Source organism: Paenibacillus sp. PL2-23 (genome assembly GCF_040834005.1).
Classification (GTDB): domain Bacteria; phylum Bacillota; class Bacilli; order Paenibacillales; family Paenibacillaceae; genus Pristimantibacillus.
The window spans coordinates 3,211,780-3,235,338 of the sequence record NZ_CP162129.1 but is presented as its reverse complement, the minus strand read 5'-3'; the positions used below and the strand labels follow the sequence as shown (position 1 = coordinate 3,235,338).

24 protein-coding genes are annotated in these 23,559 nt (G+C 52.9%); 21 read left to right on the top strand and 3 right to left on the bottom strand.

Features of this window, described 5'->3' with window-relative positions:
• Positions 1-44: 44 nt before the first annotated feature.
• Positions 45-1,340 carry a CAP domain-containing protein gene (locus AB1S56_RS14115; RefSeq protein ID WP_340868614.1) on the bottom strand — a complete coding sequence of 432 codons (1,296 nt, stop codon included), beginning with the start codon at positions 1,338-1,340 and terminating at the stop codon, positions 45-47.
• Between the two features lie 343 nt (positions 1,341-1,683).
• Here AB1S56_RS14115 and rplS point away from each other — a divergent pair, with 343 nt between their 5' ends.
• The 9 genes from rplS (at position 1,684) to AB1S56_RS14070 (ending at position 8,117) form a co-directional block, all read left to right on the top strand.
• Entirely contained in the window at positions 1,684-2,025 is a 342-nt protein-coding gene (gene rplS / locus AB1S56_RS14110; RefSeq protein ID WP_340868616.1) for a 50S ribosomal protein L19, read from the top strand.
• An 86-nt stretch (positions 2,026-2,111) separates the two neighbouring features.
• Positions 2,112-2,798: a signal peptidase I gene (lepB, locus tag AB1S56_RS14105; RefSeq protein ID WP_340868617.1), complete on the top strand. Its 687-nt coding sequence runs from the start codon at positions 2,112-2,114 to the stop codon at positions 2,796-2,798.
• Between the two features lie 15 nt (positions 2,799-2,813).
• On the top strand, positions 2,814-3,701 hold the full coding sequence (gene ylqF, locus AB1S56_RS14100; RefSeq protein ID WP_340868618.1) for a ribosome biogenesis GTPase YlqF: 888 nt from the start codon (positions 2,814-2,816) through the stop codon (positions 3,699-3,701).
• Positions 3,685-4,350, top strand: coding sequence for a ribonuclease HII (locus AB1S56_RS14095; protein WP_340868895.1), 666 nt, complete (start codon positions 3,685-3,687; stop codon positions 4,348-4,350). The genes ylqF and AB1S56_RS14095 overlap by 17 nt, the downstream gene beginning before the upstream one ends.
• A gap of 212 nt (positions 4,351-4,562) precedes the next feature.
• Positions 4,563-6,494 (top strand): flagellar hook-length control protein FliK, encoded by a 1,932-nt coding sequence (locus tag AB1S56_RS14090; RefSeq protein WP_340868620.1) that lies wholly within the window; start codon positions 4,563-4,565, stop codon positions 6,492-6,494.
• Positions 6,491-6,799, top strand: coding sequence for an EscU/YscU/HrcU family type III secretion system export apparatus switch protein (locus tag AB1S56_RS14085; RefSeq protein ID WP_340868621.1), 309 nt, complete (start codon positions 6,491-6,493; stop codon positions 6,797-6,799). Before AB1S56_RS14090 ends, AB1S56_RS14085 begins: the two co-directional genes overlap by 4 nt.
• Positions 6,789-7,160: a YraN family protein gene (locus AB1S56_RS14080; RefSeq protein ID WP_340868622.1), complete on the top strand. Its 372-nt coding sequence runs from the start codon at positions 6,789-6,791 to the stop codon at positions 7,158-7,160. Before AB1S56_RS14085 ends, AB1S56_RS14080 begins: the two co-directional genes overlap by 11 nt.
• 336 nt (positions 7,161-7,496) lie before the next feature.
• On the top strand, positions 7,497-7,688 hold the full coding sequence (locus tag AB1S56_RS14075) for a helix-turn-helix transcriptional regulator (RefSeq protein WP_340868623.1): 192 nt from the start codon (positions 7,497-7,499) through the stop codon (positions 7,686-7,688).
• Positions 7,689-7,715: 27 nt separating this feature from the next.
• Positions 7,716-8,117: a hypothetical protein gene (locus AB1S56_RS14070; protein ID WP_340868624.1), complete on the top strand. Its 402-nt coding sequence runs from the start codon at positions 7,716-7,718 to the stop codon at positions 8,115-8,117.
• Positions 8,118-8,950: 833 nt separating this feature from the next.
• Here the strand turns inward: AB1S56_RS14070 and AB1S56_RS14065 are convergent.
• Complete coding sequence (locus AB1S56_RS14065) at positions 8,951-9,211, bottom strand: hypothetical protein (RefSeq protein ID WP_367903363.1); 261 nt, start codon at positions 9,209-9,211, stop codon at positions 8,951-8,953.
• A gap of 92 nt (positions 9,212-9,303) precedes the next feature.
• On the opposite strand from AB1S56_RS14065, the gene AB1S56_RS14060 reads away from it, so the two are divergent.
• A complete protein-coding gene (locus AB1S56_RS14060) occupies positions 9,304-9,615 on the top strand; it encodes a hypothetical protein (RefSeq protein WP_340868625.1) in 312 nt (103 codons plus the stop codon).
• Between the two features lie 663 nt (positions 9,616-10,278).
• On the opposite strand, the gene AB1S56_RS14055 is transcribed toward AB1S56_RS14060, so the two are convergent.
• Positions 10,279-11,841 (bottom strand): YifB family Mg chelatase-like AAA ATPase, encoded by a 1,563-nt coding sequence (locus AB1S56_RS14055; protein WP_367903362.1) that lies wholly within the window; start codon positions 11,839-11,841, stop codon positions 10,279-10,281.
• Between the two features lie 338 nt (positions 11,842-12,179).
• On the opposite strand from AB1S56_RS14055, the gene sucC reads away from it, so the two are divergent.
• The 11 genes from sucC (at position 12,180) to fliE (ending at position 23,555) form a co-directional block, all read left to right on the top strand.
• A complete protein-coding gene (sucC, locus tag AB1S56_RS14050) occupies positions 12,180-13,340 on the top strand; it encodes an ADP-forming succinate--CoA ligase subunit beta (protein WP_340868627.1) in 1,161 nt (386 codons plus the stop codon).
• A gap of 58 nt (positions 13,341-13,398) precedes the next feature.
• Positions 13,399-14,331, top strand: a complete 933-nt coding sequence (gene sucD / locus AB1S56_RS14045; RefSeq protein WP_340868628.1) for a succinate--CoA ligase subunit alpha — start codon at positions 13,399-13,401, stop codon at positions 14,329-14,331.
• A gap of 181 nt (positions 14,332-14,512) precedes the next feature.
• Complete coding sequence (gene dprA, locus AB1S56_RS14040) at positions 14,513-15,646, top strand: DNA-processing protein DprA (protein WP_340868630.1); 1,134 nt, start codon at positions 14,513-14,515, stop codon at positions 15,644-15,646.
• 36 nt (positions 15,647-15,682) lie between these two features.
• Positions 15,683-17,794: a type I DNA topoisomerase gene (gene topA, locus AB1S56_RS14035; RefSeq protein ID WP_340868631.1), complete on the top strand. Its 2,112-nt coding sequence runs from the start codon at positions 15,683-15,685 to the stop codon at positions 17,792-17,794.
• A gap of 158 nt (positions 17,795-17,952) precedes the next feature.
• Positions 17,953-19,287 carry an FADH(2)-oxidizing methylenetetrahydrofolate--tRNA-(uracil(54)-C(5))-methyltransferase TrmFO gene (gene trmFO, locus AB1S56_RS14030; protein WP_340868633.1) on the top strand — a complete coding sequence of 445 codons (1,335 nt, stop codon included), beginning with the start codon at positions 17,953-17,955 and terminating at the stop codon, positions 19,285-19,287.
• Between the two features lie 62 nt (positions 19,288-19,349).
• The gene (hslV, locus tag AB1S56_RS14025; RefSeq protein WP_340868635.1) at positions 19,350-19,892 is read left to right on the top strand and encodes an ATP-dependent protease subunit HslV; all 543 of its coding nucleotides are present in this window, start codon (positions 19,350-19,352) and stop codon (positions 19,890-19,892) included.
• Between the two features lie 25 nt (positions 19,893-19,917).
• Positions 19,918-21,324, top strand: a complete 1,407-nt coding sequence (hslU, locus tag AB1S56_RS14020; protein ID WP_340868636.1) for an ATP-dependent protease ATPase subunit HslU — start codon at positions 19,918-19,920, stop codon at positions 21,322-21,324.
• Between the two features lie 28 nt (positions 21,325-21,352).
• Positions 21,353-22,123, top strand: a complete 771-nt coding sequence (codY, locus tag AB1S56_RS14015) for a GTP-sensing pleiotropic transcriptional regulator CodY (protein ID WP_340868637.1) — start codon at positions 21,353-21,355, stop codon at positions 22,121-22,123.
• 219 nt (positions 22,124-22,342) lie between these two features.
• Complete coding sequence (gene flgB, locus AB1S56_RS14010) at positions 22,343-22,759, top strand: flagellar basal body rod protein FlgB (protein ID WP_340868638.1); 417 nt, start codon at positions 22,343-22,345, stop codon at positions 22,757-22,759.
• A gap of 3 nt (positions 22,760-22,762) precedes the next feature.
• Positions 22,763-23,212: a flagellar basal body rod protein FlgC gene (gene flgC / locus AB1S56_RS14005; protein WP_340868639.1), complete on the top strand. Its 450-nt coding sequence runs from the start codon at positions 22,763-22,765 to the stop codon at positions 23,210-23,212.
• 37 nt (positions 23,213-23,249) lie between these two features.
• A complete protein-coding gene (fliE, locus tag AB1S56_RS14000; protein ID WP_340868640.1) occupies positions 23,250-23,555 on the top strand; it encodes a flagellar hook-basal body complex protein FliE in 306 nt (101 codons plus the stop codon).
• Positions 23,556-23,559: the final 4 nt, after the last annotated feature.

Genomic DNA, 23,559 nt, shown 5'->3' with positions numbered 1-23,559 from the left:
TGGAGGCTGCATTCCCTTATTTTGCATCTCGAAGCCGAGTTGGCTTATAACGGACTGTAATAATTTTGAGTAAAATATTGCTTATAGGAGCCGCCAAGGGCAACGCCAACTCCCAGCTTCGTCAGCTTCGCATCCAGCATCGCCTTGCGGTGCGACGCAGAGTTCAGAAAGGCGTAATGGGCGAAAAAGCTGTTAGGCTGTCCTGCGGCGATGTTTTCGGCGGCATACCGAAATCGAATGCCTTGCGACTCCATCCGGTCGAATGCGGATGCATTTCCTTTATTCGTATGGCTGAAGTAGTTATGGTCGCGCATATCCTCGCTGTGCAAGCGAGCGGCTTGGGCCGCTAAGCGGTCCCAGGAGAGGGCTGAGATTCCTCTCGTCACTCGCTCCGCATTAACGAGATCGAACAATGTCTGCTCAAGCGCATCCCGCAGCTTGTCATCTCGAGCGGTGGATGCCTTCAGCCCTTCCTGCTGCTTCAGGATGCCGACAATTCCATCGCCATCCAAAGCGTCCAGGAATAGCGTCGTCCGAACGCCGCCAGCTGAATACGCATAATAATCGTCCTCCTGCCGAACACCAGTGACTCCTGCAAGCAGAGGCTTAGCGGATGCGAGCGGCAAGCCGTTGGTTAAGCCGCCAGGGAGCTGCCAGCCACCCTTCGAGGGCGAAAAGGCGGCAACGATCCTATCGCTTGCAAGGCCATACATAGCAAATGGCTCATATTGTCCGCCTCCCGTATAGACATGCCATGAAAACGCGTATTCGCTTAGCACGATGCCGTCTGGCTTTCCATGCAGCGCGATCAGCTTGTCGACATGATCTCCCAGCTCAATGCCATAAAGGCCGGATTGAACGGTCGGAAGCTTGGTCGACGAGAGCAGCTTCGTATGCAGCTTGAGCTTATAGAGAAAGGTGAGCGCTTCAGCGCGGGTGATGCTGCCCGTTGAGGCGAAGCCTTCAATGGTTGCCGCTGTGCGGCCGTTGGAGATGCCTTCGTCCAGCAGCCATTTAATCGCTTCTCGTTCCGTCAAGACAACGCCGCGGGCTGCAGTCGCCATCAGCAGCGCAGCCTGTCCCCGAAGGAAGCTGCCTCTTGTGTTGGCATGATTCATCGGCCAACCCAGGCTGTTCGCGTATTCATAATAAGGCGCGTGCCACTGGCTTCCGGCAGCCACGTCAGCTACACTTATCAACCCGTAAGCTCGCAGCAGCAGCGCCAGAAATTCGGCCTCCGTAATGGGCTTGTCCGGCTGGAAGGTTCCATCCTCGTAGCCGTTTGTCAGTCCCTCTTCCATCGCCCAAGTGATATACGAGCTCGACCAATGGCCTTTCATATCGCTGAATTCCGCTGAAGAGGCGTATGTATATCCCGTGGATATGCTGGCAAAAATAAAAAGGACTGCACATAGGCCGATCAATGACTGGCGTAAAGGTTGACCTTCCTTGCTGATGCGGTGTCTGATTCCGTGCACGGCGGCGCACCTCCATGAAGTAGATTCTATCTTTGCCAGTATACATGAAGCAGGCGGAAGGAATAAACCTGTTGCTTTGTGCTCTTTTCTATGGTAATATTTCTAATGTTGTTTGTTAACACGGACGGTCCGCTATAAGCAATGAACGACTCAGGAGAGCTCGGGAGCTTACATGAACGTCTATGGTGGAAGGAGTGAACGAAGAATGAACATTGTACAAGCAATTACTCAAGAGCAATTGCGTCAAGATCTTCCAAGCTTTCGCCCTGGCGACACGCTGAAGGTTTACGTTAAAGTTATCGAGGGAACGCGCGAGCGTATCCAGCTGTTCGAAGGCGTTGTTATCAAACGTCGCGGCGGCGGCATCAGCGAAACTTTTACTGTACGCAAAATTTCTTACGGTGTTGGCGTGGAGAGAACTTTCCCGATTCATTCGCCTAAGATCGACAAGATCGAGGTGGCACGTCGCGGTAAAGTACGTCGCGCTAAGCTGTACTACCTTCGCAACCTGCGCGGTAAAGCTGCTAGAATTAAAGAAATTCGTTAAGATGAACGACAAGAGGGGCTTGCGCAAACAAGCTCCTTTTCGTTTTTTTGGATAACCTATTAGACTTCGAGAAAGAAGGCGAAATCATGGATTCGCAGCATCGTAACGAAGACGAGTGGAAAACCGTAGACGAGACGAAGGAAAACGGCAGTGTCCAGGAAGCCGCCAACGATACACCACGTTCCGTCACGCATCAGAGAGAAGGCAGGGCCTTTAAAGAAATTGTGGAGTGGATCAAAGCCCTGGTTATCGCTGTCTTGCTTGTATTTGTAATCAGGCAGTTTTTATTTTCTCCCTTTATTGTGGACGGGGACTCGATGCAGCCGAATTTCGAGACAAGCGAACGGTTAATTGTGAACAAAATACTGTATGATATTCGTGAGCCCCAGTTCGGAGAGGTTGTCGTGTTTGACGTGCCGGAGCAGGGCAGAAAGTTCATTAAACGGGTCATTGGCGTTCCCGGAGATCAAATTCGTCTTGACGGAGATGACTTGTACATCAATGACGTATTAGTCGAGGAGCCGTACATAAAAGAGGCAATCGAGGCTGCGCGCGCAAGAGGCGAGCTTTATAATACGGAGAAAAACTTTCCTAATGAAACGGTGACAGAGAAGACGGTGCCGGAGGGGATGATCTTCGTGCTGGGAGACAACCGCGGCAACAGCACGGACAGCCGGGTAATCGGCTTCGTGAAGGACGAGGAAATCGTCGGACGCGCGGATGTTATTTTCTGGCCGCTGGACAAGATCAGCTTCATTAAGCACAGGTACTAGACAAGAGGTGAAGGAATGGCCATTCAATGGTTCCCGGGTCACATGACCCGTGCCAAACGGCAGATACAAGAGAAATTAAAGCTAATTGATATCGCGATTGAACTGCTTGACGCGAGGGTGCCTCTGTCAAGCCGCAATCCCATGGTGGACGATATTTTGCAGGGCAAGCCGCGTCTGATTGTGCTGAACAAATCGGATTTAGCCGATCCCAGGACGACGGAGCAATGGATGGCTTATTTTGCCCATGAGGGCCATGAATGTGTGTCGGTTGACTCTCAGACGGGTACTCGGGTACAGGATATTCCCATGAAGGCGAAGGAAATTCTGCACGAGAAGATTGCGAGGCAGATTGGGAAGGGCATGAATCCAAGAGCGGTCAGAGGTCTGATCGTCGGCATTCCGAATGTCGGCAAGTCTACGTTGATCAACCGTCTTGCGGGGCGCAATATCGCGGCAACCGGCGACAAGCCGGGCGTTACGAAGGGCCAGCAATGGATCAAGGTCGGTACGGAGATGGAGCTGCTGGATACGCCGGGCATATTGTGGCCGAAATTCGAGGATCAGCTGGTGGGCTACCGGCTGGCCATGACGGGCGCTATTCGCGAGCAAATTCTTAATGTGGATGATATTGCGTTTTTTGCGATTCGCGAGCTGGCTGGCCGTTATTGGCCGACGCTGAAGGAGCGCTACGAGCTGGAGAAGCCTCCTGCGGATTTGGAGGACGGGGAAGAAATTGTCCGCGTGATGGAGGATATCGGGCGCAGGCGGGGCTGTCTGATGGGCGGCGGCCGAGTAGACCTGGAGAAGGCCTCCGGCATTATTTTGCGTGATTTGAGAGCTGGCAAGCTGGGACGCATTACGCTGGAAGCTCCGTACGACGATATGCCTGCGCGTCAAGTGTAAGGCCCAAGCTGCCGGGAGCGGAGAAACGGGGGACATCGATATGCTGCTGGAGCTGGAGCGAGAGCTGTGGTCACAAGGGTATAGCGCCATTGCCGGGGTGGACGAGGTAGGTCGAGGCTGTCTGTTCGGGGACGTTGTTGCGGGTGCGGTTATTCTGCCGCCTGGCCTTGTCATTGAAGGCGTCAACGATTCCAAGAAGCTGTCGGAGAAGAAGCGGAATGAGCTGTACGACATCATTTCGCGGGAAGCCATAGCTTGGTCTGTCGCTCATGTTGACGCCGCTACCGTAGACGAGATCAACATTAAGCAGGCAGCCAGACTGGCGATGAGAATGGCGGTGGAGGGTCTGAATGTGCGGGCCGATTATTTGCTTGTTGACGCGGAGAGAGTGGATTCGCCGCTCCCGCAGCAAGCCATTGTGAAGGGTGACGCGACCAGTCAATCCATCGCCGCAGCATCCATCATGGCCAAGGTAACGAGAGATCGGCTATGCCTGGGCGAATGGGAAGCGCGTTATCCGGACTACGGAATTGCTATACATAAGGGCTATGCGACCAAGCTTCATCGGGATCGACTGCTGGAGTACGGAGCAAGTCCGCTGCATCGCCGCACATTCCTCAAGAAGCTTCTGGGTGAAGTGGAAGTGTAGGCTGAATGGCTTGAACATGCATGATGAGTAGAAGACGCTTGGTTGCCTGGTGATTAACGCCCAATAGGGGCGGTCGCTGGCTGCCGAGCGTTTTTGTTCTGAAGGATGGATGCTGCTGGAATTTCGCTTCAGGGTTCAGCACATATAACCGATATAAGGTGTATGAATGGTAAGCATAAAGGTGCTATCCCGCGATGGAGGGAATGTCAGACATGAATATCGGTCAAATCATGCGTGGATTGCTTGGCGATTCAACGGGCGGCGAAGTGAAGGCCATGGAGCTGAAGGTTGGCCAGGTTGTACGAGGCGTCGTCATGCAATCCTTCGAAAATAATGAAGCGCTTGTGCAAATAAACGGTGTGCAGGTGCGGGCTAAGCTTGAGATGCCGCTGTCGGTTGGCCAATCGGCCATCCTGCAGGTTCAGCCGGAATCCACCGCCTCGGTCGTCATCCTGAAGGCCGTTGATCCTAGTCAAACGGGATTGCTAGACGATACGTTCCGGGATTTCGCCAAGCTATTGAGCTTGCCGGATCAGCGCTGGGCGCTGGACATCGTCAAGGATTTGCGCAGGGAGGGCTTCCTTCTGAATCGGACCGCCGCCAAGGCGTTCCAGGAGGCCGCTGCGGTTAGACCCGCAGGGGTGGACGCCGAGCCGTGGATGACGGCTGCGGCTGCTGTATTCAAACGCGGGCTGCCCATGACGCAGGCTACGATTGCATCCATGAGCCAGGTCATGTATGGGAGGTCGGCCCATGAGCTGCTCCAATCTTTGGAAAGCGAGCTTAAGGCTTACGTGGGCGCGCAGAACGGCGCGGCCGGACTAAGCGAAGCTGAGCGGCCCGCGCTAGCGGCAGCAACGCGCGTCGTTGCGCTGCTGGAGCAGGGCGAGGCGATCCGCAGCGGCGGCCTGGCGGCTCATGAGCCGAATCGTCCAGCTGCAGGCGCATTAGGCGGAGCGGCGGCGGCAGCGGGCTTAGCGCATGAGGAGGCGGCGCCTGTGGTCGGGAAGCGAGAATGGCCAGGTGCTGCGCAGCAGGCAACAGGCGCGGCTCAGGCTTCGGCAGGCGCCGATGGCGCGGGCGCTAGAGCCTCTGCTGCGCCAAGCCAAGGGGCAGGAGGCTGGCTAAGCGGCTTGATGAAGTGGATGGGCGTCGATCATGAGCTTCAGCTGGCCAAAGCGGCTACAGCGGCTACAGCGCCCTCTCCAGGCGCTCCAGGCGCTTCTGGAGATCAGTTGGCGCAGGAAGCTGGCGGGGAGCTGGAGCAGGCGGCCAGGCAAGGGGTGGCGCGAGGCGCCGGCGGTTCGTCGGAGGAAGGCGCGCGCCTGGCCTCGGGAGAGACCAGGCCGGGGCCCGTCGCCAACGAGGCGCAGAGGTCCGTGAATACGCCGAGCAGAGGCGACTTGGGGGCAGGCGGACAAGCAGCTGCGCCAGGAGCCTCAGGCGCGGATGCGAGCGGCCGGGCTCCCGTGGCGCCTCTGCAGCCAGCTCAGCTGGCGATGCTAGCCTCCCAGATCGGGGGGGAGGGATTACCGGCGGCGGAGTCTTCGCCCGCAAGCTCCCCTCTTGTATCGGAATCGCTGAAGAGCGCGCTGATGTCTCTCGCCAGCGCGAGCGACGCACCGGCATCCTTGAAGGAGACGGCTCAGCAGTTGGTGAACCATATAACCGGCCAGCAGCTGCTGTTAACGCCGGAGCGCAACAGCTCCGTCTTCACGCATGTGACCATGTTCATTCCGTTCCAGGACGCGAACGGCGGCACCACGGCTTCCGTGCATATCCAGACGAGGCGGGGCAAGCGAGGAGAGCTGGACGCCGAGAACTGCCGGCTGCTGTTTCATCTGACCATGTCGAGCCTGGGGGATACGCTGGTGGATGTGACGGTGACGGACAGAATCGTCAGCCTCAATATTTGGAATGACCATCCTGCTATCACTCAGCTGATCGAAACGTCGCGCGCCGACATCGCCGATCGGCTGCAGGAAACGGGCTACCAGCTGTCCTCTTTGCGGGCTACCCCGCTTCCGGAGGGTTCCCAGGGGGAGACTGCGGCAGCCTCGACGGTCAAATCCAAAGCTCAAAGTCCTCCAGATTTGTCCCAATTCGCGTCAACGCGCTACAAAGGGGTGGATTACCGGGCATGAAGCAGCATGGAGAAGGAGAAAAGGCGACTCCTCCGCGGAAGGCGGTTGCCCTCAAATACGAGCCGGGCGAACGTTCTGCGCCTGTTGTCGTCGCCAAGGGCCAGGGCTTTCTGGCTGACCGCATTCTGGAGAAGGCGAAGGACAGCGGCGTTCCTGTACAAGAGGACGCCTCGCTGGTGGAGGTTCTGTCCAAGCTGGACGTGGATCAGGAAATTCCAGCGGAGCTGTATGCTTTGGTTGCAGAAGTGCTGAGCTTCGTCTACCAATCGGATCGTCGCGCGAAGGAGCTGCTCCATGACCGTTAATCGCAAGCGGCTGGGAGCTCTGGGAGAGGCGGAGGCGAGTCGGCGTCTGGCGCTCCAAGGCTATGAGATCCTGGAGACCAATTGGCGTTCGCGTCTTGGGGAGCTGGATTTGATCGCCCGTGAAGGTGGGCGGCTCGTGTTCATCGAGGTGAGGGCCAGAAGCGCCGGCTCTGTAGGGCGCTTCGGCACAGCGGCCGAGTCGGTCGACGCGCGCAAGCAGAATAAGCTTCGCAGCGTAGCTGCGGCTTATCTGACGATGACCAGACAGCGTGACGCCTTTGTCCGGTTTGATGTGATAGCCGTAACCATAGGCGAAGATGATCGTATTGAGGCTTATACCCATTACGAAGCCGCGTTCTGAGGGAACGCGGCTTTTTGGTGCGTGAGGAATCTGTTGAAAGAAAAAAAATATTTGACTGGGTTGGTTGATTTGATGCGGTTTCAGAGTTTGAAAAACATCAGGTATAGGGAATAAGTTCTAGACTGACGCATTATTTTCACCGGCAGCGGCCCTGAACGAGAAAATAAAGTCGTAGACTGCCGCTGTGTTGTTAAACTAACGTTTTCCGTTTGCTTTACGCGCCCTAAGTTATGAAGTCAGCTTTATCACGGGAAAAATGTAAAAAGAATTTGACATTTACAGAGTAATTAAATACTATGGAGATGTAAAAACATTTTGACATACGGGGTTGGTGAATTGGAGAATCGAATCAAGGAGATTCGTAAGGAAAATGGCATTTCGCAGGAACAACTCGCAGCGGTTTGTAACGTTTCCAGACAAACAATCAATGCCATCGAGAATAATAAATACGATCCGACGCTTCAGCTTGCCTTTAAACTTGCGGATGTTTTAGGCATGACAGTCGATGAGTTATTCATTCGTAATTAACAAGTCTCTTCAAGGAGGAAAAAAATTATGAAAACCGCCAAGATGAACTGGCGTCAGCTTCTAGCTTATATCGTCGGGGGACTATTCTTCTTGTTGTTCTGTCAAATGTTCTACCGGTGGCTTCAACGAGATACGCTTGGGGTTGTTGACGATTTCATCCGCTTGGCGATTCCGCTCGGAGTGGTCATGTCCGCTTTGACATGGGGAACCCAGCATCAGGGTTTCAGCCAAGACGACGAATTGGGCAAAACGATTCAATTGAAAAGCGCACAAATCAGTTACTTCGCCCTTCTAATCGCCCTGGTTATCCTTCTCGTCGTCGAGAAGTACGTGAATGGACAAGACAATGTCCCGTTAAGCCTCATTTTGTGCTTCGGTTTGGCCGTGTATCCCGTTGCCGAGTTTCTGATCTCCAGGAGATATAAATAAAGAGGCGAGCCCCATTTTAATATTACGATAATCTGCCCTTAAGCCTAACTAACCGGCGCAGGTCTAATACTTTATTTTCTTCTGACATCATCCAAATAAAGCACGCCAAATCCTCACTCATTTCAATTTTCAATAAAGTAATAAAGGAGCCAGAAGTTGATACCTGCGAAAATTGCAGATGTAAAAACAAGCACTCCGAAGTATTTATTCTTTTCTTTGAGTGATTTTAAGGCATAAAGGAAACTAACAACGAATATCACCATTGAGACAAACGCGAAAATATCCATCAACCAAACCTACTTTCTTGTAAATGAAAAGGCGGAATAAATCCGCCTAATGTTTAATAGTTGTAATTTGTCCAAGAGAATGGGTTAGTAGTCGCATCTGCAAATTGATCATACCCAGATGCAAATGAAATGCCTATGGAAGGGGCTGGACTGAATGACAATGATCCAGTAGCAACGCCATATTTATGGAAGTAAGAACCTACAGCAGACGTCGATTCAGTAACACCTGATTTGTTACTGTATTTCCCGATCTTTATTCTTCCCCAACCCTTGTGCGTATTAACAATATAACTAAGATTATTGTAGTAGAAGAAGTCCTTGCTATCGTATTCCCAGCCGACGACCGGTTGCTGCTTTCCAGTCTTTATGACCGTAAACGTTACCTGTCGTGAAATCTCTGGTTTCATTTCTAACGCTAAGCGAAATGGGGAAAGGAAGACGGGGCTGCAACCCATAACGTCTTCCTTTTTTATTTGGTCGTTTTCGCAGCTCCTTGGACAATGAATGGCGGTACAGCCTTCGGCTGCACACGCCATTCATTGTCCCTTATTGACGCCATCCTTGGCAAGAAAAAGCCGCTCGTTTCCCGATAGGGAAACTGAGCGGCAACAACATGTCTGCGCTTGTTGTGCCTAACTGCGAGGCAAATCTTTTCTCGAAAATATGATGCTTTTCCCATCCTATTCCCTTAAAATTTGATGGTGCTGTTACATTTGAAGGATTCTGATCAAATTCAGATACTGACAGTACAAACGAGCCAATATCACATGCACTCTCAACCCAGAAAGGAGAAATTTCTGGTAACATAATAAGTCTCGGATTGAATGACAACTTTAATGAAACCAATTGTAAACCAGTTTCATGTCATTTCAAACAATATCCAATGGAGGTAAGTTCAGATGAGAGTTGGCTACAGTATTCTGAGAGAAATACACTGGAAAGAGAATATGCCTGAAAGTAGGCATTATGGATTAAAAGACTTCGAGTTTGAGCGTATGATTAAACTCCTCGAGAGAGAAGGATATTTGGAAAGAGTATTGCGAGCAGGCGATAAATTTTCACTGCGTCCAGCAAAACTGACACGGAAAGGAGAGGTGTTTTTGGAGGAGAATAAAGATCTTGAAGATACCTATCCAATAGATAAGAAAGAATTAATTACTTGGATTCAAGTAGATAAGTTAAAGTATTCTAACGATGCAAGCGAAGAATAAAAATGAGGTGACTTTATAGCGTTTAAACTCAGTATGAAAAAAATGGAAGATGAGGCTGTTGAATTTATTAAGCAGTATGGAACGTTTAGTGATAAAGATATGACAATTATAAAAAGATGCTTAGTCCGTCAATTACGGTAATTAATTTTAAGACGAAGCAGATATTAGGTAGGCATGGATAAAACCTGCTGAACCAAACAAAAAAGAGAAGCCAGTCACGGCCTCTCTTTTTTTCTGGATTGGATGAATTTACTTGCAATATGGAAAACTGCTGTAATTCCGGTATAGGCTGCTACGATGGTCAATATCGTGTTTTGCGATGATGTAGTTGTAAAGTTAAGCAGGACTAAGCAGGCTGCGCAAATGCCTAAACGATATGTAATTGCAGGCTTTATTGTAATTAGCTCCTTTTCGTAAATGTCAATCATCCAAACAAACCGCCAACAATTGCAATAGTAGCTCCTGTAGGAACGATTATTTTAGATATGTCGGATCGGATGATGAAATTAGGGATAATAAAGATATACCAAGTGGATGTTACGCCTTACTCCAGAATTATATCGTATTCAAAAGGGGGTGGCTATACCTTTTAACCCCTACAAGGGCTTCTCAACTAATGGGCAGCGTCCTGCTTGATCCTGCAGATTTGTGGGCAGCGGTGCTTCACAGCTTCAGGTCTAATCGCCTGTACTGAATCGCTTCTGCGATATGCTCGCACTCCACTAAGCGGCTTCCTTCAATGTCGGCGATCGTCCGGCCAAGCTTCAGCAGGCGGTCATGCGCGCGCATGCTGATGCCTAGCTGCTGGAACGCGGTGTCCATCAGCTTGCGCGCGTCCGGCTTCAGGGCAGCCGCCCGTCTTAAACCCTCGCCCGACAGCTCGCTGTTGCAGGTGACGCCGTATATCAGGTTGCGTTCCGCTTGAACGGCGCGCGCTTGGGCCACTTGCGCTCTCAGCTCCGCTGTTGTGACGCTGGCTTCATTTCGTTCTCGCTCGAACGAGATCGGGCGGGGCACTTCCAGCTGCAGGTCCAGCCGATCCAGCAACGGCCCCGACAGCTTGGAGCGATAGCGTGTAATAACGGCCGGGCTGCATGTGCAGCGCTTTTCTCCAAACTCATGCCCATAATATCCGCAGGGACACGGGTTGAACGAGGCCGCCAGCATGAGCGAGGCAGGGAACTGAATGGTCGCTCTGGCCCTGGAGATGGTTACGACGCGGTCCTCGATTGGCTGCCGCAGCAGCTCCAGTACGGAGCGGGGGAACTCAGGCAGCTCATCCAAATAAAGTACGCCGCGGTGCGCCAGCGTCACTTCGCCCGGCTTCGGAATGGACCCGCCTCCGATGAGGCCGCCCGTTGAGATGCTGTGATGAGGCGCGCGGAACGGGGGCTGCTGCATAAGTCCCCCAGCGCCATCTGGCAGCTTGCCCGCCACGCTGTAAATTTTTGTAACCTCCAGCGCCTCCGTCTCCGTTAGCGGCGGCAGTATGCCGGGAAGACGCCGAATCATCATCGTTTTGCCAGTGCCGGGCGGTCCGCTCAGCAATATATTGTGTTTGCCCGATGCCGCGATCAGCATGGCTCGCTTGGCCTGATGCTGTCCAATAATGTCTGCGAAATCCAGCTGCTCCCTAGGCATACAATTGTCATGGCTGCGGCTTCCCGCTGCCTTCTCATCCGTGGCGAACCGCGACCAATAGGGGGCAGGACTAGGGCCGGCAGCCGATTGGGGCCTCAGCTCCCGAACGTGGGCGATGGCATACACGTCGATGCCGGAAATCCAGGCCGCCTCCTTGCGGTTCCCGACGGGCAGCAGAACGCGCTTCATGCCCATTCTCTGGGCTTGTTCCATCATGGCGAGCACGCCGGTTACGGGGCGCACGCCGCCGTCGAGCGACAGCTCTCCTATGAGCAGCGTGCCATCAAGCAATGCTCCGTCAAGCTGGCCGCTCGCGGTCAGAATGCCTGCGGCGATAGCCAGATCAAAGGCCGTGCCCTCCTTCCGCATATCTGCGGGCGCCAAATTGACGGTAATGCGATCCATCGGGAATGTGAAGCCGCTGTTCTTGAGGCCGGCGCGCACCCGCTCCACCGACTCCCGCACGGCGGGGTCCGGCAGACCGACCACATTCACCTGCGGCAGGCCGCTGCTGATATCGACCTCGACGAATATGCTGCGGCCCTCCACGCCCATCACGCTTGCGCTATGCGTAAAGCTGTACAAAAAAAGCACCTCCTGGAATGGTTAATAAACGTCCATTCAGAAGGTGCTTCCTCACTGAAAATAATTATACGCTATAGGATTGCGATGATCCTATAGTAAGGCCTCGGCTACTATCTGTCAAACCTATCCTAAGACAGGCGGTTAAATGGTGGGGATTGGGTCATACTAGGGCTTGTGGCGGGGTTTAATCTCATTTTGAGATGATATCCATATCAAAAAAGCTTGCGCTTTCAATCAGAAAAATAAGGAATTGGACAAGCAAAAGTGCTACAATGATAAAGGTTTGTGTACTGTACATATGACTTATTCGAGAGTCTGTGAAATGGAGGATTTCAACAATGAATATCCATGAGTATCAAGGCAAAGCGGTACTGAAGCAATACGGGGTAGTCGTGCCGGAGGGCAAGGTGGCATTCTCCGTAGATGAGGCCGTAGCCGCAGCGGAATCGCTCGGTACGCCGGTCGTCGTCGTGAAGGCGCAAATTCACGCGGGTGGACGCGGCAAAGCAGGCGGTGTCAAGGTCGCCAAAAGTTTGGATGAGGTGCGCGCTTACGCGAGCGAAATTTTGGGCAAGGTGCTTGTTACTCATCAGACAGGACCGGAAGGAAAAGAGGTCAAGCGCCTTCTGATCGAGCAAGGCTGCGACATCAAAAAAGAATATTATATTGGCGTTGTGCTTGATCGCGGCACGGGCCGCGTCACCATGATGGCGTCCGAAGAAGGCGGAACGGAGATCGAAGAGGTTGCCGAGCATTCCCCTGAGAAAATCTTCAAGGAAGTTATCGATCCGGCCGTTGGCATGCAGCCGTTCCAGGCTCGCAAGCTGGCTTACGCCATCAACATTCCTGCTGAGCTCGTGAACAAGGCTGTGAAGTTCATGCTTGCCCTGTACACGGCATTCGTGGAGAAGGACTGCTCCATCGCCGAGATCAATCCGCTCGTCGTAACGGGCGATGGCAACGTTATGGCTCTGGACGCGAAGCTGAACTTCGACTCCAACGCCCTGTACCGCCAGAAGGATATTATCGAGCTGCGCGACCTGGAAGAAGAAGACGCGAAGGAAATCGAAGCGTCCAAATACGACCTGAGCTATATCGCTCTCGACGGCAACATCGGCTGCATGGTTAACGGCGCTGGTCTTGCGATGGCGACTATGGATATTATCAAATACTACGGCGGCGACCCTGCGAACTTCCTTGACGTAGGGGGCGGCGCGACAAAAGAAAAAGTAACGGAAGCGTTCAAAATCATTCTGTCCGACGAGAAGGTCAAGGGGATCTTCGTCAATATCTTTGGCGGAATCATGCGCTGCAACGTTATCGCTGAAGGCGTAATCGCGGCTGCCAAGGAACTTGGCCTGGACCGTCCGCTTGTTGTGCGTCTTGAGGGCACGAATGTAGAGCTGGGCAAGAAGCTGCTTAACGAATCCGGCCTTAACATTGTGGCTGCAGATTCCATGGCGGACGGCGCTCAGAAAATTGTCGCACTGGTGAAATAAGCCGATCGGAATCGGCCCTATATACGCGTAGAAATTCAATCAGGGGATGTGAGTTCAGTTGAGTATTTTGGTCAATAAAGATACAAAAGTCATCACTCAAGGCATCACAGGCAAAACGGGTATGTTCCATGCCAAGGGCGCGCTCGACTACGGCACGCAAATGGTCGGCGGCGTAACGCCAGGCAAAGGCGGCACCAATGTCGATATTACGCTGGAGAACGGCACAGTTGTTTCCTTGCCCGTATTCAACACGGTTCAGGAAGCGAAGCAAGCGACTGGCGCGACAGCTTCGGTTATTTACGTGCCGCCGGCATTCGCTGCAGACTCCATTATGGAAGCTGTAGACGCAGAGCTGGATCTCGTTATCTGTATTACAGAAGGCATTCCTGTTCTTGACATGGTGAAAGTGAAGCGCTATATGGAAGGCAGCAAAACGGTTCTGATCGGACCGAACTGCCCTGGCGTTATTACACCTGGCGAATGCAAAATCGGCATTATGCCGGGCTACATTCACACTGTTGGGCATGTAGGCGTTGTATCCCGTTCCGGAACATTGACTTACGAGGCTGTACATCAGCTGACGACTCGCGGCATCGGTCAATCCTCCGCGGTAGGCATCGGCGGCGACCCGGTGAAAGGCTCGGAGTTTATCGATATTCTTAGCCGTTTTAACGACGATCCCGACACTTACGCGGTTATTATGATTGGCGAAATCGGCGGAACGGCTGAGGAAGAAGCCGCTGAGTGGATCAAAGCGAACATGAAGAAGCCGGTTGTTGGCTTCATCGGCGGCGCAACGGCGCCTCCGGGCAAGCGTATGGGCCATGCAGGCGCAATCATCTCCGGCGGCAAGGGAACAGCAGCCGAGAAGATCGCGACGCTGGAGGCTTGCGGCATTAAGGTAGCTCCAACTCCTTCCGAGATGGGCTCCACGCTTGTAAGCGTTCTGGAAGAGCAAGGTCTTCTGGAGAAATGCATCACTCGCAAATAATAGATTGTTCAAAGGCAGGCAGCCTTTCGTCACCGTGTTCAGCGGTGGTCGGAAGGCTGCCTTTTTGTGTTCCACCGCCAGGTGAAAATCGTTAAATTCAACGGTCGGCTTGCATTCTTGCGGTTTGTAACGCACAATAGATAGGAATGCAAGGCGGCCCTACAATGAGAGGGCTGATAGGATGAATCAAGACGAACAAGCTCGCAGGCAGATGATTATCGCGCTCTACGAGATACCGGGAATAGGCTGGCATGCCATTGATAAGGCGGTCAAGCATTCGCTGTGGCGGAGAGATTGCTGGACCGTGGAGGAGCTGCTTGCCATCGGTCTGAAGCCCAAGCAAGCGGAGAGTGCGGTTCGGCTATATCAGGAGCAGCCGTGGAAGCTCGCAACCGGCGAGTCGGCTGCTGTGCGCGCAGCCCATGCCGTTGTGCTTACTCCCACTGACCAACGGTATCCCGATATCCTTCGGCAAATTGCGCAGCCTCCTTGGGTACTGTACGCGAGAGGGCGATTGGAGCTGCTGGATCGACCGGCTGCCGCGATCGTAGGCACTCGCGTTCCGACGGCCTATGGGCGACATGCCGCCGCAGCATTCGCGCTGGAGCTCTCCAGAAGCGGTCTGACCGTTGTAAGCGGACTTGCCAAGGGTGTGGACGCGATTACTCATGAAGCGGCTCTCAAGGGAGCTGGCAGCACAATAGCGGTGTTGCCTACACCCATCGATACGTGTTATCCTCCGGAGAACGAGTCGCTATTCCGCCGGATCGCACGGGATGGCTTGATCCTGTCGGAGACGCCAATCGGGACAAAGCTCCATCCGGGCCAATTCCATCAGCGCAATCGGATTATTGCGGCGTTATCCCGTGCAACGATCGTAGTGGAGGGCGCGCGCAGAAGCGGCTCGCTCATTACGGCTAACCATGCGTTCCAGATGGATCGGGAGCTGTTCGCGCTGCCCGGCCCCATCACCTCCCCCAAAAGTGAAGGCCCAAATGACCTGATCCGCGAGGGGATGGCTCGTATCATGACGGAGGCCAGTCAAGTGTACGAAGAGCTGCCATGGCTGCAGGAGCAGTCCAAGCGTTATGTCGATTCGCAGGGTGGAAGCGAGCCCCAAAGCCCGGGACTGAACGTCCCGCTGTCCGCCGAGGAGAGTCGGATTATAGCTTTTTTGCGGGATCAGCCCTTGAGCATCAATGAGCTGCACGAGCTGTCTGCGATTCCGTTTGGACATTTGAACGCACTTCTGCTAAATTTATGTATAAAACGGAAAATCGAGCTTCAGCCAGGTTCCATATATATAGCGTTGTAGTCTTATGGTTTGTTGTATAGAGAGGAGGCACCTCATGTGGCAGATTCACTCGTCATTGTAGAATCACCGGCCAAAGCCAAAACCATTGGCAAATATTTGGGCAGCAAATATATTGTAAAGGCATCCATGGGACATATTCGCGACTTGCCCAAAAGCCAGATCGGTGTTGAGGTCGAAAACGATTTTAGTCCCAAATACATAACGATTCGCGGCAAAGGCAACGTGCTTAAAGAATTGAAGGATGCCCGCAAAAAAGTAAAAAACGTGTACCTGGCGGCTGACCCCGATCGTGAAGGGGAAGCAATCGCTTGGCATTTGGCGCATTATTTGGAGCTGGACGAAGCCGACACATGCCGCGTTGTTTTTAACGAAATTACGAAGCAGGCGGTAAAGGATGCTTTCAAGCACCCGCGCAAAATTAATATGGACCTTGTGAACGCGCAGCAGGCGAGACGAATTCTGGATCGGCTAGTTGGCTACAAGATTAGTCCATTATTATGGAAGAAAGTCAAAAAAGGCTTGTCCGCTGGACGTGTGCAATCCGTAGCGGTGAAGCTCATTATAGACCGCGAGAACGAAATCGACGCGTTTGTGCCTGAGGAATATTGGTCGATAACAGCCAAGCTGCTTCATAAGGGCGTGGCCTTTGATGCCAAATATTATGCCGTTGATGGCGAAAAACGCGAGCTGAGCAAGGAAGCGGACGTACAGGAAGTGCTGAAGGCAATGGGAGGCCAGTCGTTCTCCGTTGTAGAAGTGAAGGAGAAGGAAAGGCTTCGCAATCCGGCGCCGCCGTTCATTACGTCATCGCTTCAGCAGGAGGCAGCCCGGAAGATCGGCTTCCGAGCCTCCAAGACGATGTCGGTTGCGCAGCAGCTGTATGAGGGCGTCGAGCTTGGCAAAGAAGGCACCGTCGGTCTGATTACGTATATGAGAACGGATTCGACCAGAATTTCGCCTGTGGCCCAAGAAGAAGCCAAGGCATATATCGAGGAGAAATACGGCGCAGCGTACAATCCTGAGCAGCCGCGCGTGTATACGAAGAAAAACAGCAACGCTCAGGACGCGCATGAGGCCATCCGGCCCACCTCGATTTACCGGGATCCGGAGTCTATGAAGCCCTTCCTGACGCGCGATCAGCTGCGGCTGTATAAGCTTGTCTGGGAACGATTCACCTCCAGCCAGATGTCATCGGCAGTGCTAGATACGATGACGGTCGATCTGGAAGCGGGCCAAACCGTATTCCGCGCGAACGGCTCCAAGGTGAAGTTCGCGGGGTTCATGAAGGTGTACGTGGAAGGCAATGATGACGGTACGGTGGAGGAGCATAAGTTTTTGCCGCCGCTGGTGAAGGGTGATGCGGTTCAGACGGACGGCATTGAGCCCAAGCAGCACTTCACCCAGCCTCCGCCGCGTTATACCGAGGCTAGACTGGTCCGCACGCTGGAGGAGCTTGGAATCGGGCGTCCCAGCACCTACGCCCCGACGCTGGAGACGATCCAGAAGCGCGGCTATGTGGCGATTGAGGAGAAGAAGTTTATGCCGACCGAGCTTGGCGAGCTGGTCAGCGAGCTGATGGAGGAGTTTTTCCCCGAAATCCTGGACGCTGAGTTTACAGCCAACATGGAGGGCAACCTCGACCATGTAGAGGAAGGCAGCGAGGATTGGGTAAAGGTGCTTGCGAAGTTCTATGACTCCTTCGAGAAGCGGCTTTCGGTTGCCGAGGAGGAGATGAAGGAAGTCGAGCTGCAGGATGAGGTATCGGATGAAATTTGCGAGAAGTGCGGACGTCATCTTGTGTACAAGATGGGCCGCTTCGGCAAGTTTCTTGCGTGCTCAGGCTTTCCGGAATGCCGCAACACCAAGCCGATTGTCAAGGACATCGGGGTAACCTGCCCGACCTGCCATGAAGGAAAAATTATCGAGCGCCGCAGCAAGAAGGGCCGCATCTTCTATGGCTGTGATCAATATCCAGCTTGCGAATATGTGTCCTGGGATAAGCCGACGGGCAAGTCGTGCCCGAGCTGTCAATCCATGCTTGTGGAGAAGCGCAATCGAAGCGGAGCTAAGCTCCAATGCGTCTCCTGCGATTATTCCGAAGAGATTATCGACGATGAGTCAGAGCATGAGCAAGAAGAGCAGGCATAACGATAGCAGCTCAACAAAAGCACCACACACACGTCCTCCCCTCCAGGGGAGGATGATGTTGTTCTTAGGACTCACTACCTCCAACGAACTCTGCAGCTGGGACGTTCTTCAGCGCAGGTGACCAGAGGGGGCCATGGGCCCTCACACAGAAAGGATGAATGAATGTGTCGCAAAAAGTGACTGTAATCGGTGCCGGTCTCGCCGGAAGCGAGGCCGCTTGGCAGATCGCGTCGCAAGGCGTGCCCGTTACCTTATATGAAATGCGTCCGGTGAAGCAAACGCCGGCCCACCATACCAATCAATTCGCTGAGCTCGTATGCAGCAACAGTCTGCGGGCGAACGGCCTGACGAACGCAGTAGGCGTGCTGAAGGAGGAGATGCGCCGGCTGGACTCCCTTATTCTCAGCTGCGCGGATCAGCATGCCGTGCCTGCGGGCGGAGCGCTTGCCGTCGACCGTGACGGCTTCTCGGGCGAGGTCACGAGCAGGCTGCGTGAGCATCCCCTGGTTGAGATCCGGAATGAAGAAGTAACCGAAATACCGAAGGAAGGTATTACGGTTATCGCGACGGGGCCATTGACAGCGCCGGATTTGTCCAAGCAAATTCAGGATTTGCTTGGTGAGGAGTACTTCTACTTCTATGACGCGGCGGCGCCGATTATCGAGAAGGACTCCATCGATATGAGTAAGGTGTATTTGGCGTCCCGGTACGATAAGGGAGAAGCGGCTTACTTGAACTGCCCAATGACCGAGGAGGAATTTGACGCTTTCTACGAAGCGCTGATAGCCGCCGAGACAGCGGAGCTTAAGGAATTCGAGAAGGAAATATATTTTGAAGGCTGCATGCCGATTGAAGTGATGATGAGCCGGGGCAAGCAAACCGCGCTGTTCGGTCCTATGAAGCCTGTAGGGCTGGTCAACCCGCATACCGGCAAGCTGCCGCACGCGGTCATTCAGCTGCGTCAGGATAACGCAGCAGGAACGCTGTACAATATGGTCGGCTTCCAGACGCATCTGAAGTGGGGCGAGCAGAAGCGTGTCTTTTCAATGATTCCAGGGCTGGAGAACGCGGAATTTGTGCGATTCGGTGTCATGCACCGGAACACCTTTATTAATTCCCCCAAGCTGCTGAAGCCTACTTATCAAACGTTGAACAGAGATTCTTTATTTTTTGCCGGCCAGATGACGGGCGTTGAAGGTTATGTAGAATCAGCCGCTTCGGGCTTGATCGCAGGTCTGAACGCGGCGCGTCTCGCCAAGGGACAGGAGCCGTTGGTGCTGCCTGAGCAGACTGCGCTTGGGAGCATGGCTCAATACATTACGACAGCGGACTTTAAGCATTTCCAGCCGATGAATGCCAACTTTGGCCTGTTCCCGCCGCTTGAGAATAAAATCCGCAACAAAAAAGAAAAAAACGAAGCGATTGCTAATCGTGCGATATCGCGCATAGAACAATTTAAACAGGAACATTTATCAGCATCCGCCGTACAGTAAACTAGGAGATTTTTGTTTTCGGGTTCCCATTCCTAATGATTATCGGAGGAGGTTGCAGGATTATGGAAATGCAATTCCACGCGACAACGATTTGCGCCGTTCGGCACGGAGGGAAGGGCGCTATCGCGGGAGACGGACAAGTGACGTTCGGCAACAGTATGGTTATGAAAAATTCAGCCAAAAAGGTACGGAGGCTGTACCGGGGACAGGTTGTAGCCGGCTTTGCCGGTTCTGTCGCCGATGCGATTACATTGTTCGAGAAGTTCGAGGCCAAGCTCGAGGAGCATCATGGCAACCTGCAGCGGGCCGCTGTGGAGATGGCGAAGGACTGGCGCTCCGACCGTGTGCTGCGCAAGCTGGAGGCGATGATGCTGGTGATGGACAAAACGGGTCTGCTCTTGATTTCTGGAAATGGCGAAATCATCGAGCCGGATGACGGCATACTTGCCATCGGGTCCGGAGGCACGTTTGCGTTATCTGCGGCTAGAGCTCTGGTGAAGCATGCGTCGGCTATGGAGGCCAAAGAAATCGCCAAATCGTCGCTGGAGATCGCCGCGGAAATTTGTGTGTATACCAACCATAATATCATTGTAGAAGAGATCTAAATGAAGATAACGGAGGCGATGGACAATGGGAAATGATGCACTGACGCCGCGCCAGATCGTCGCGGAATTGGATAAGTATATCGTTGGCCAGAAGGACGCGAAGCGATCGGTTGCGGTCGCGCTTCGCAATCGTTATCGGAGAAGCAAGCTGGAGGAATCGCTTCGCGACGAAATTATGCCCAAGAATATCCTGATGATTGGACCTACCGGCGTCGGTAAAACCGAAATCGCCAGAAGGCTGGCGAAGCTGGTGAAGGCTCCGTTCGTCAAGCTGGAGGCAACCAAATTCACGGAAGTGGGTTATGTGGGCAGAGATGTGGAATCCATGGTTCGCGATTTGGTGGAGACGGCGATTCGGATGGTCAAGGAAGAGAAAACCGAGGAAGTGAAGGATCGCGCGGAACAGCTGGCAAATGAACGTATTGTGCTGCTGCTAGCGCCGTCCGCCGTCAAAGCAAAGCCGTCCAAAAATCCATTCGAAATGCTGTTCGGTGGCTCCTCGGAGGAGAAAGAGGAGGAGCCGGACAAAGAGCAGGATCAAGCGCTTCAGCTCAAGCGCTCGCAAATTCGCGAGGGGCTGGCTGCCGGCAAGCTGGAGAATGAAATCATCGAGATTGAAGTGGAGGACACAACGCCGAATATGCTGGATATGCTGTCTGGGCAAGGTCCAGGCGCAGACAGCATGGGCATGAACATGCAGGAGCTGTTCGGCCAGTTGATGCCGAAAAAGCCGAAGAAGCGCAAGCTTCCTGTAAAGGAGGCGCGCAAGGCGCTTGTTCAGGAAGAAGCCAACAAGCTGATCGATATGGATGATGTTATTACGGAGTCCGTCAAGCGCGCCGAGCAAAGCGGCATTATCTTTATCGACGAAATCGACAAAATCGCAAGCCCTTCACGCGGCTCAGGTCCGGATGTGTCAAGAGAAGGGGTGCAAAGAGACATTCTGCCGATCGTCGAAGGCTCGACGGTTATGACGAAATACGGTCCGGTCAAAACGGATTATGTGCTGTTTATTGCAGCGGGCGCCTTCCATATCGCCAAGCCGTCTGATCTGATACCGGAGCTTCAGGGGCGATTCCCGATTCGGGTGGAGCTGACCAGCTTAAGCCTGGACGACTTTATTCGCATCCTGACTGAGCCCAAAAACGCGCTGACGAAGCAATACACCGCGCTCCTGCAGACGGAAGGCATCGAGGTTGAGTTTGCGCCTGAGGCTATCCGCGAGCTTGCGTCCATTGCCGCTGACGTCAATCGCAATATGGAAAATATCGGTGCGCGCAGACTGCACACTATTCTGGAGAAGCTGCTGGAGGACCTGTCCTTCGAAGCACCGGAGCTTTCCCTGGATAAGATGACGATTACCCCTGAATACGTAAGAGAAAAGCTTGGAGGCATTGCGAAGGATCGCGATTTGAGTCAATATATATTGTAGCGGTTACAGTCTTGGGAGGCATTTGCAAATGAGTTTATTGAATAAAACAAGAACGCTGAACCGGCTGCTCCAACGAGCAGCCGGCAAGGCGCTTAGCTTCAGAGAAATGGCAGAGGTGCTGTGTACGACGATACAGAGCAATGTGTTCGTCGTCAGCCGCAGGGGCAAAGTGCTGGGCTGCGCCGCGGTAGATCCGTACGAGCACGAATATATGCGGACGCTGACAGCGGACGAGCTCCGGTTCACAGCAGAGACGAACGCAGGTTTTCTGGAGGCGGAGGAAACGATAACGAATGTGCTCCCGGACAGCGGTATGTTCAGCAGCTTCGGCCGACTGGGCGACCAGGAAGTGATGACCGTTGTTCCGATTACCGGCGGCGGAGATCGGCTTGGTACGCTGGTCCTATCCCGGCTCTCGGGCCCCTTCAACGACAATGACCTCGTCCTTGCTGAATACGGCTCGACGATTGTCGGGATGGAGATTTTGCGCGAGCGTGCGGAGGAATTCGAGCAGGAGGTGCGAAGCCGCGCGGTTGTCGCTGTTGCAGTCGGCTCCTTGTCCTTCAGTGAATTGGAAGCGGTGGAGCATATATTCGAGGAGCTGGACGGCAAGGAAGGGCTTCTTGTTGCTTCGAAAATTGCGGACCGGGTCGGCATAACCCGTTCGGTCATTGTGAACGCTCTTCGCAAGCTGGAGAGCGCTGGGGTAATCGAGACTAGATCGTTAGGCATGAAGGGCACATATATTCGAATTCTGAATCAGCAACTGCTTCAGGAACTAGAAAAGATAAAAAGCTGAACATAGGTCTGGCATACCAGGATAGCCCTATCTTTTACAAAAGATAGGGCTATTTGCGTATTGTAAAGTTTTAGGAAATTGTTGAATATTATGCTGACAGCATCAATCGACATTTTTGTCTCATTTTTTTAATTATTTTATGTCGAAAGAAGAAGGAATGGCGAATATTCTGTTGAATACGTTACATAAGGATTTTCATAATGAAAGTGGTGAAGCAGTATGAGTTTGCTGAATGGCGCATCGTTCAACCGTATGGAACAAGCCGTGTACGCAGCAGAAATGAGACAGAGAGTGATCTCTAACAACGTCGCAAACGCGGATACTCCTTATTTCAAGCGATCGGAAGTTTTGTTCGAGCAGCTACTGGAGGAATCGATGGGTGTGTCAGGCCAGAAGCGGCTTGCTGGTAAAATCAGCGATTCTCGTCATATAGAAATTGGTGCTAGCGCATCAAGGGTTCCTGATGCTAAAGTGGTAACGGATGATTCGACAAGCATGAATAATAACAAAAATAATGTCGATATGGATCGGGAAATGTCGTTGCTGGCCAAGAATCAGCTCAATTACAACTTCTATATCCAACAAATTAACCATGAATTGAAAATGATGCGGATCGCAATCGACGGGAGGGTTTAATTCTTGAAGATTTCCAATGGTTTTGATATCAGCGCCTCGGCGCTAACCGCTCAGCGATTGCGAATGGACGTCATTTCATCCAATATTGCCAATGCAGAGACCACACGCGGCAGGTTTGTAAATGGGAAATTTGAACCATACAAGCGGAAGCTGGTCGTATTGGAGCCTACTTCACAGTCTTTTTCCAGCATGCTTTCCAAGCAAATGGGAGAGGACGGCAGTGCTAAGGGCGTCCGAGTGACTAAAATTCAAGAGGATCATTCCCCCACCAAGCTGGTCTACAATCCGACGCATCCCGATGCGGACGAGAATGGCTACGTGAACATGCCAAACGTGGATGTAGCCAAGGAAATGGTTGATATGATATCGGCATCGAGAGCTTATGAAGCCAATGTGACGGCTATCAACGCCACCAAGTCGATGTTCATTAAAGCGCTGGAGATTGGCAGATAACCGGAATCGGTAACTAGACAAACACGGAGGGAAATTCATGATCCAATCGATGAACCTGGGACAAGCCGTTCCCGTTAAAGCGCTCCAGTCGGAGCCTATTACACAGAAAACGCCGGCTGAACTGACACAAAGCTTCGGCCAATATTTACAGACGGCGCTGGACAGCGTCAGTGCCCAAGAGAGGAACGTTCATAAGCTGAACGATCAATATTTGGTCGGCAAGGTCGACGTCACTCAGGTTCTGCTCGCTTCGGAGCAGGCCCAGCTTAGCTTGCAGTTCACCTCACAAGTCCGCAACAAGGTGGTTGAGGCTTATCAAGAAATCATGCGGATGCAAATCTAATCGT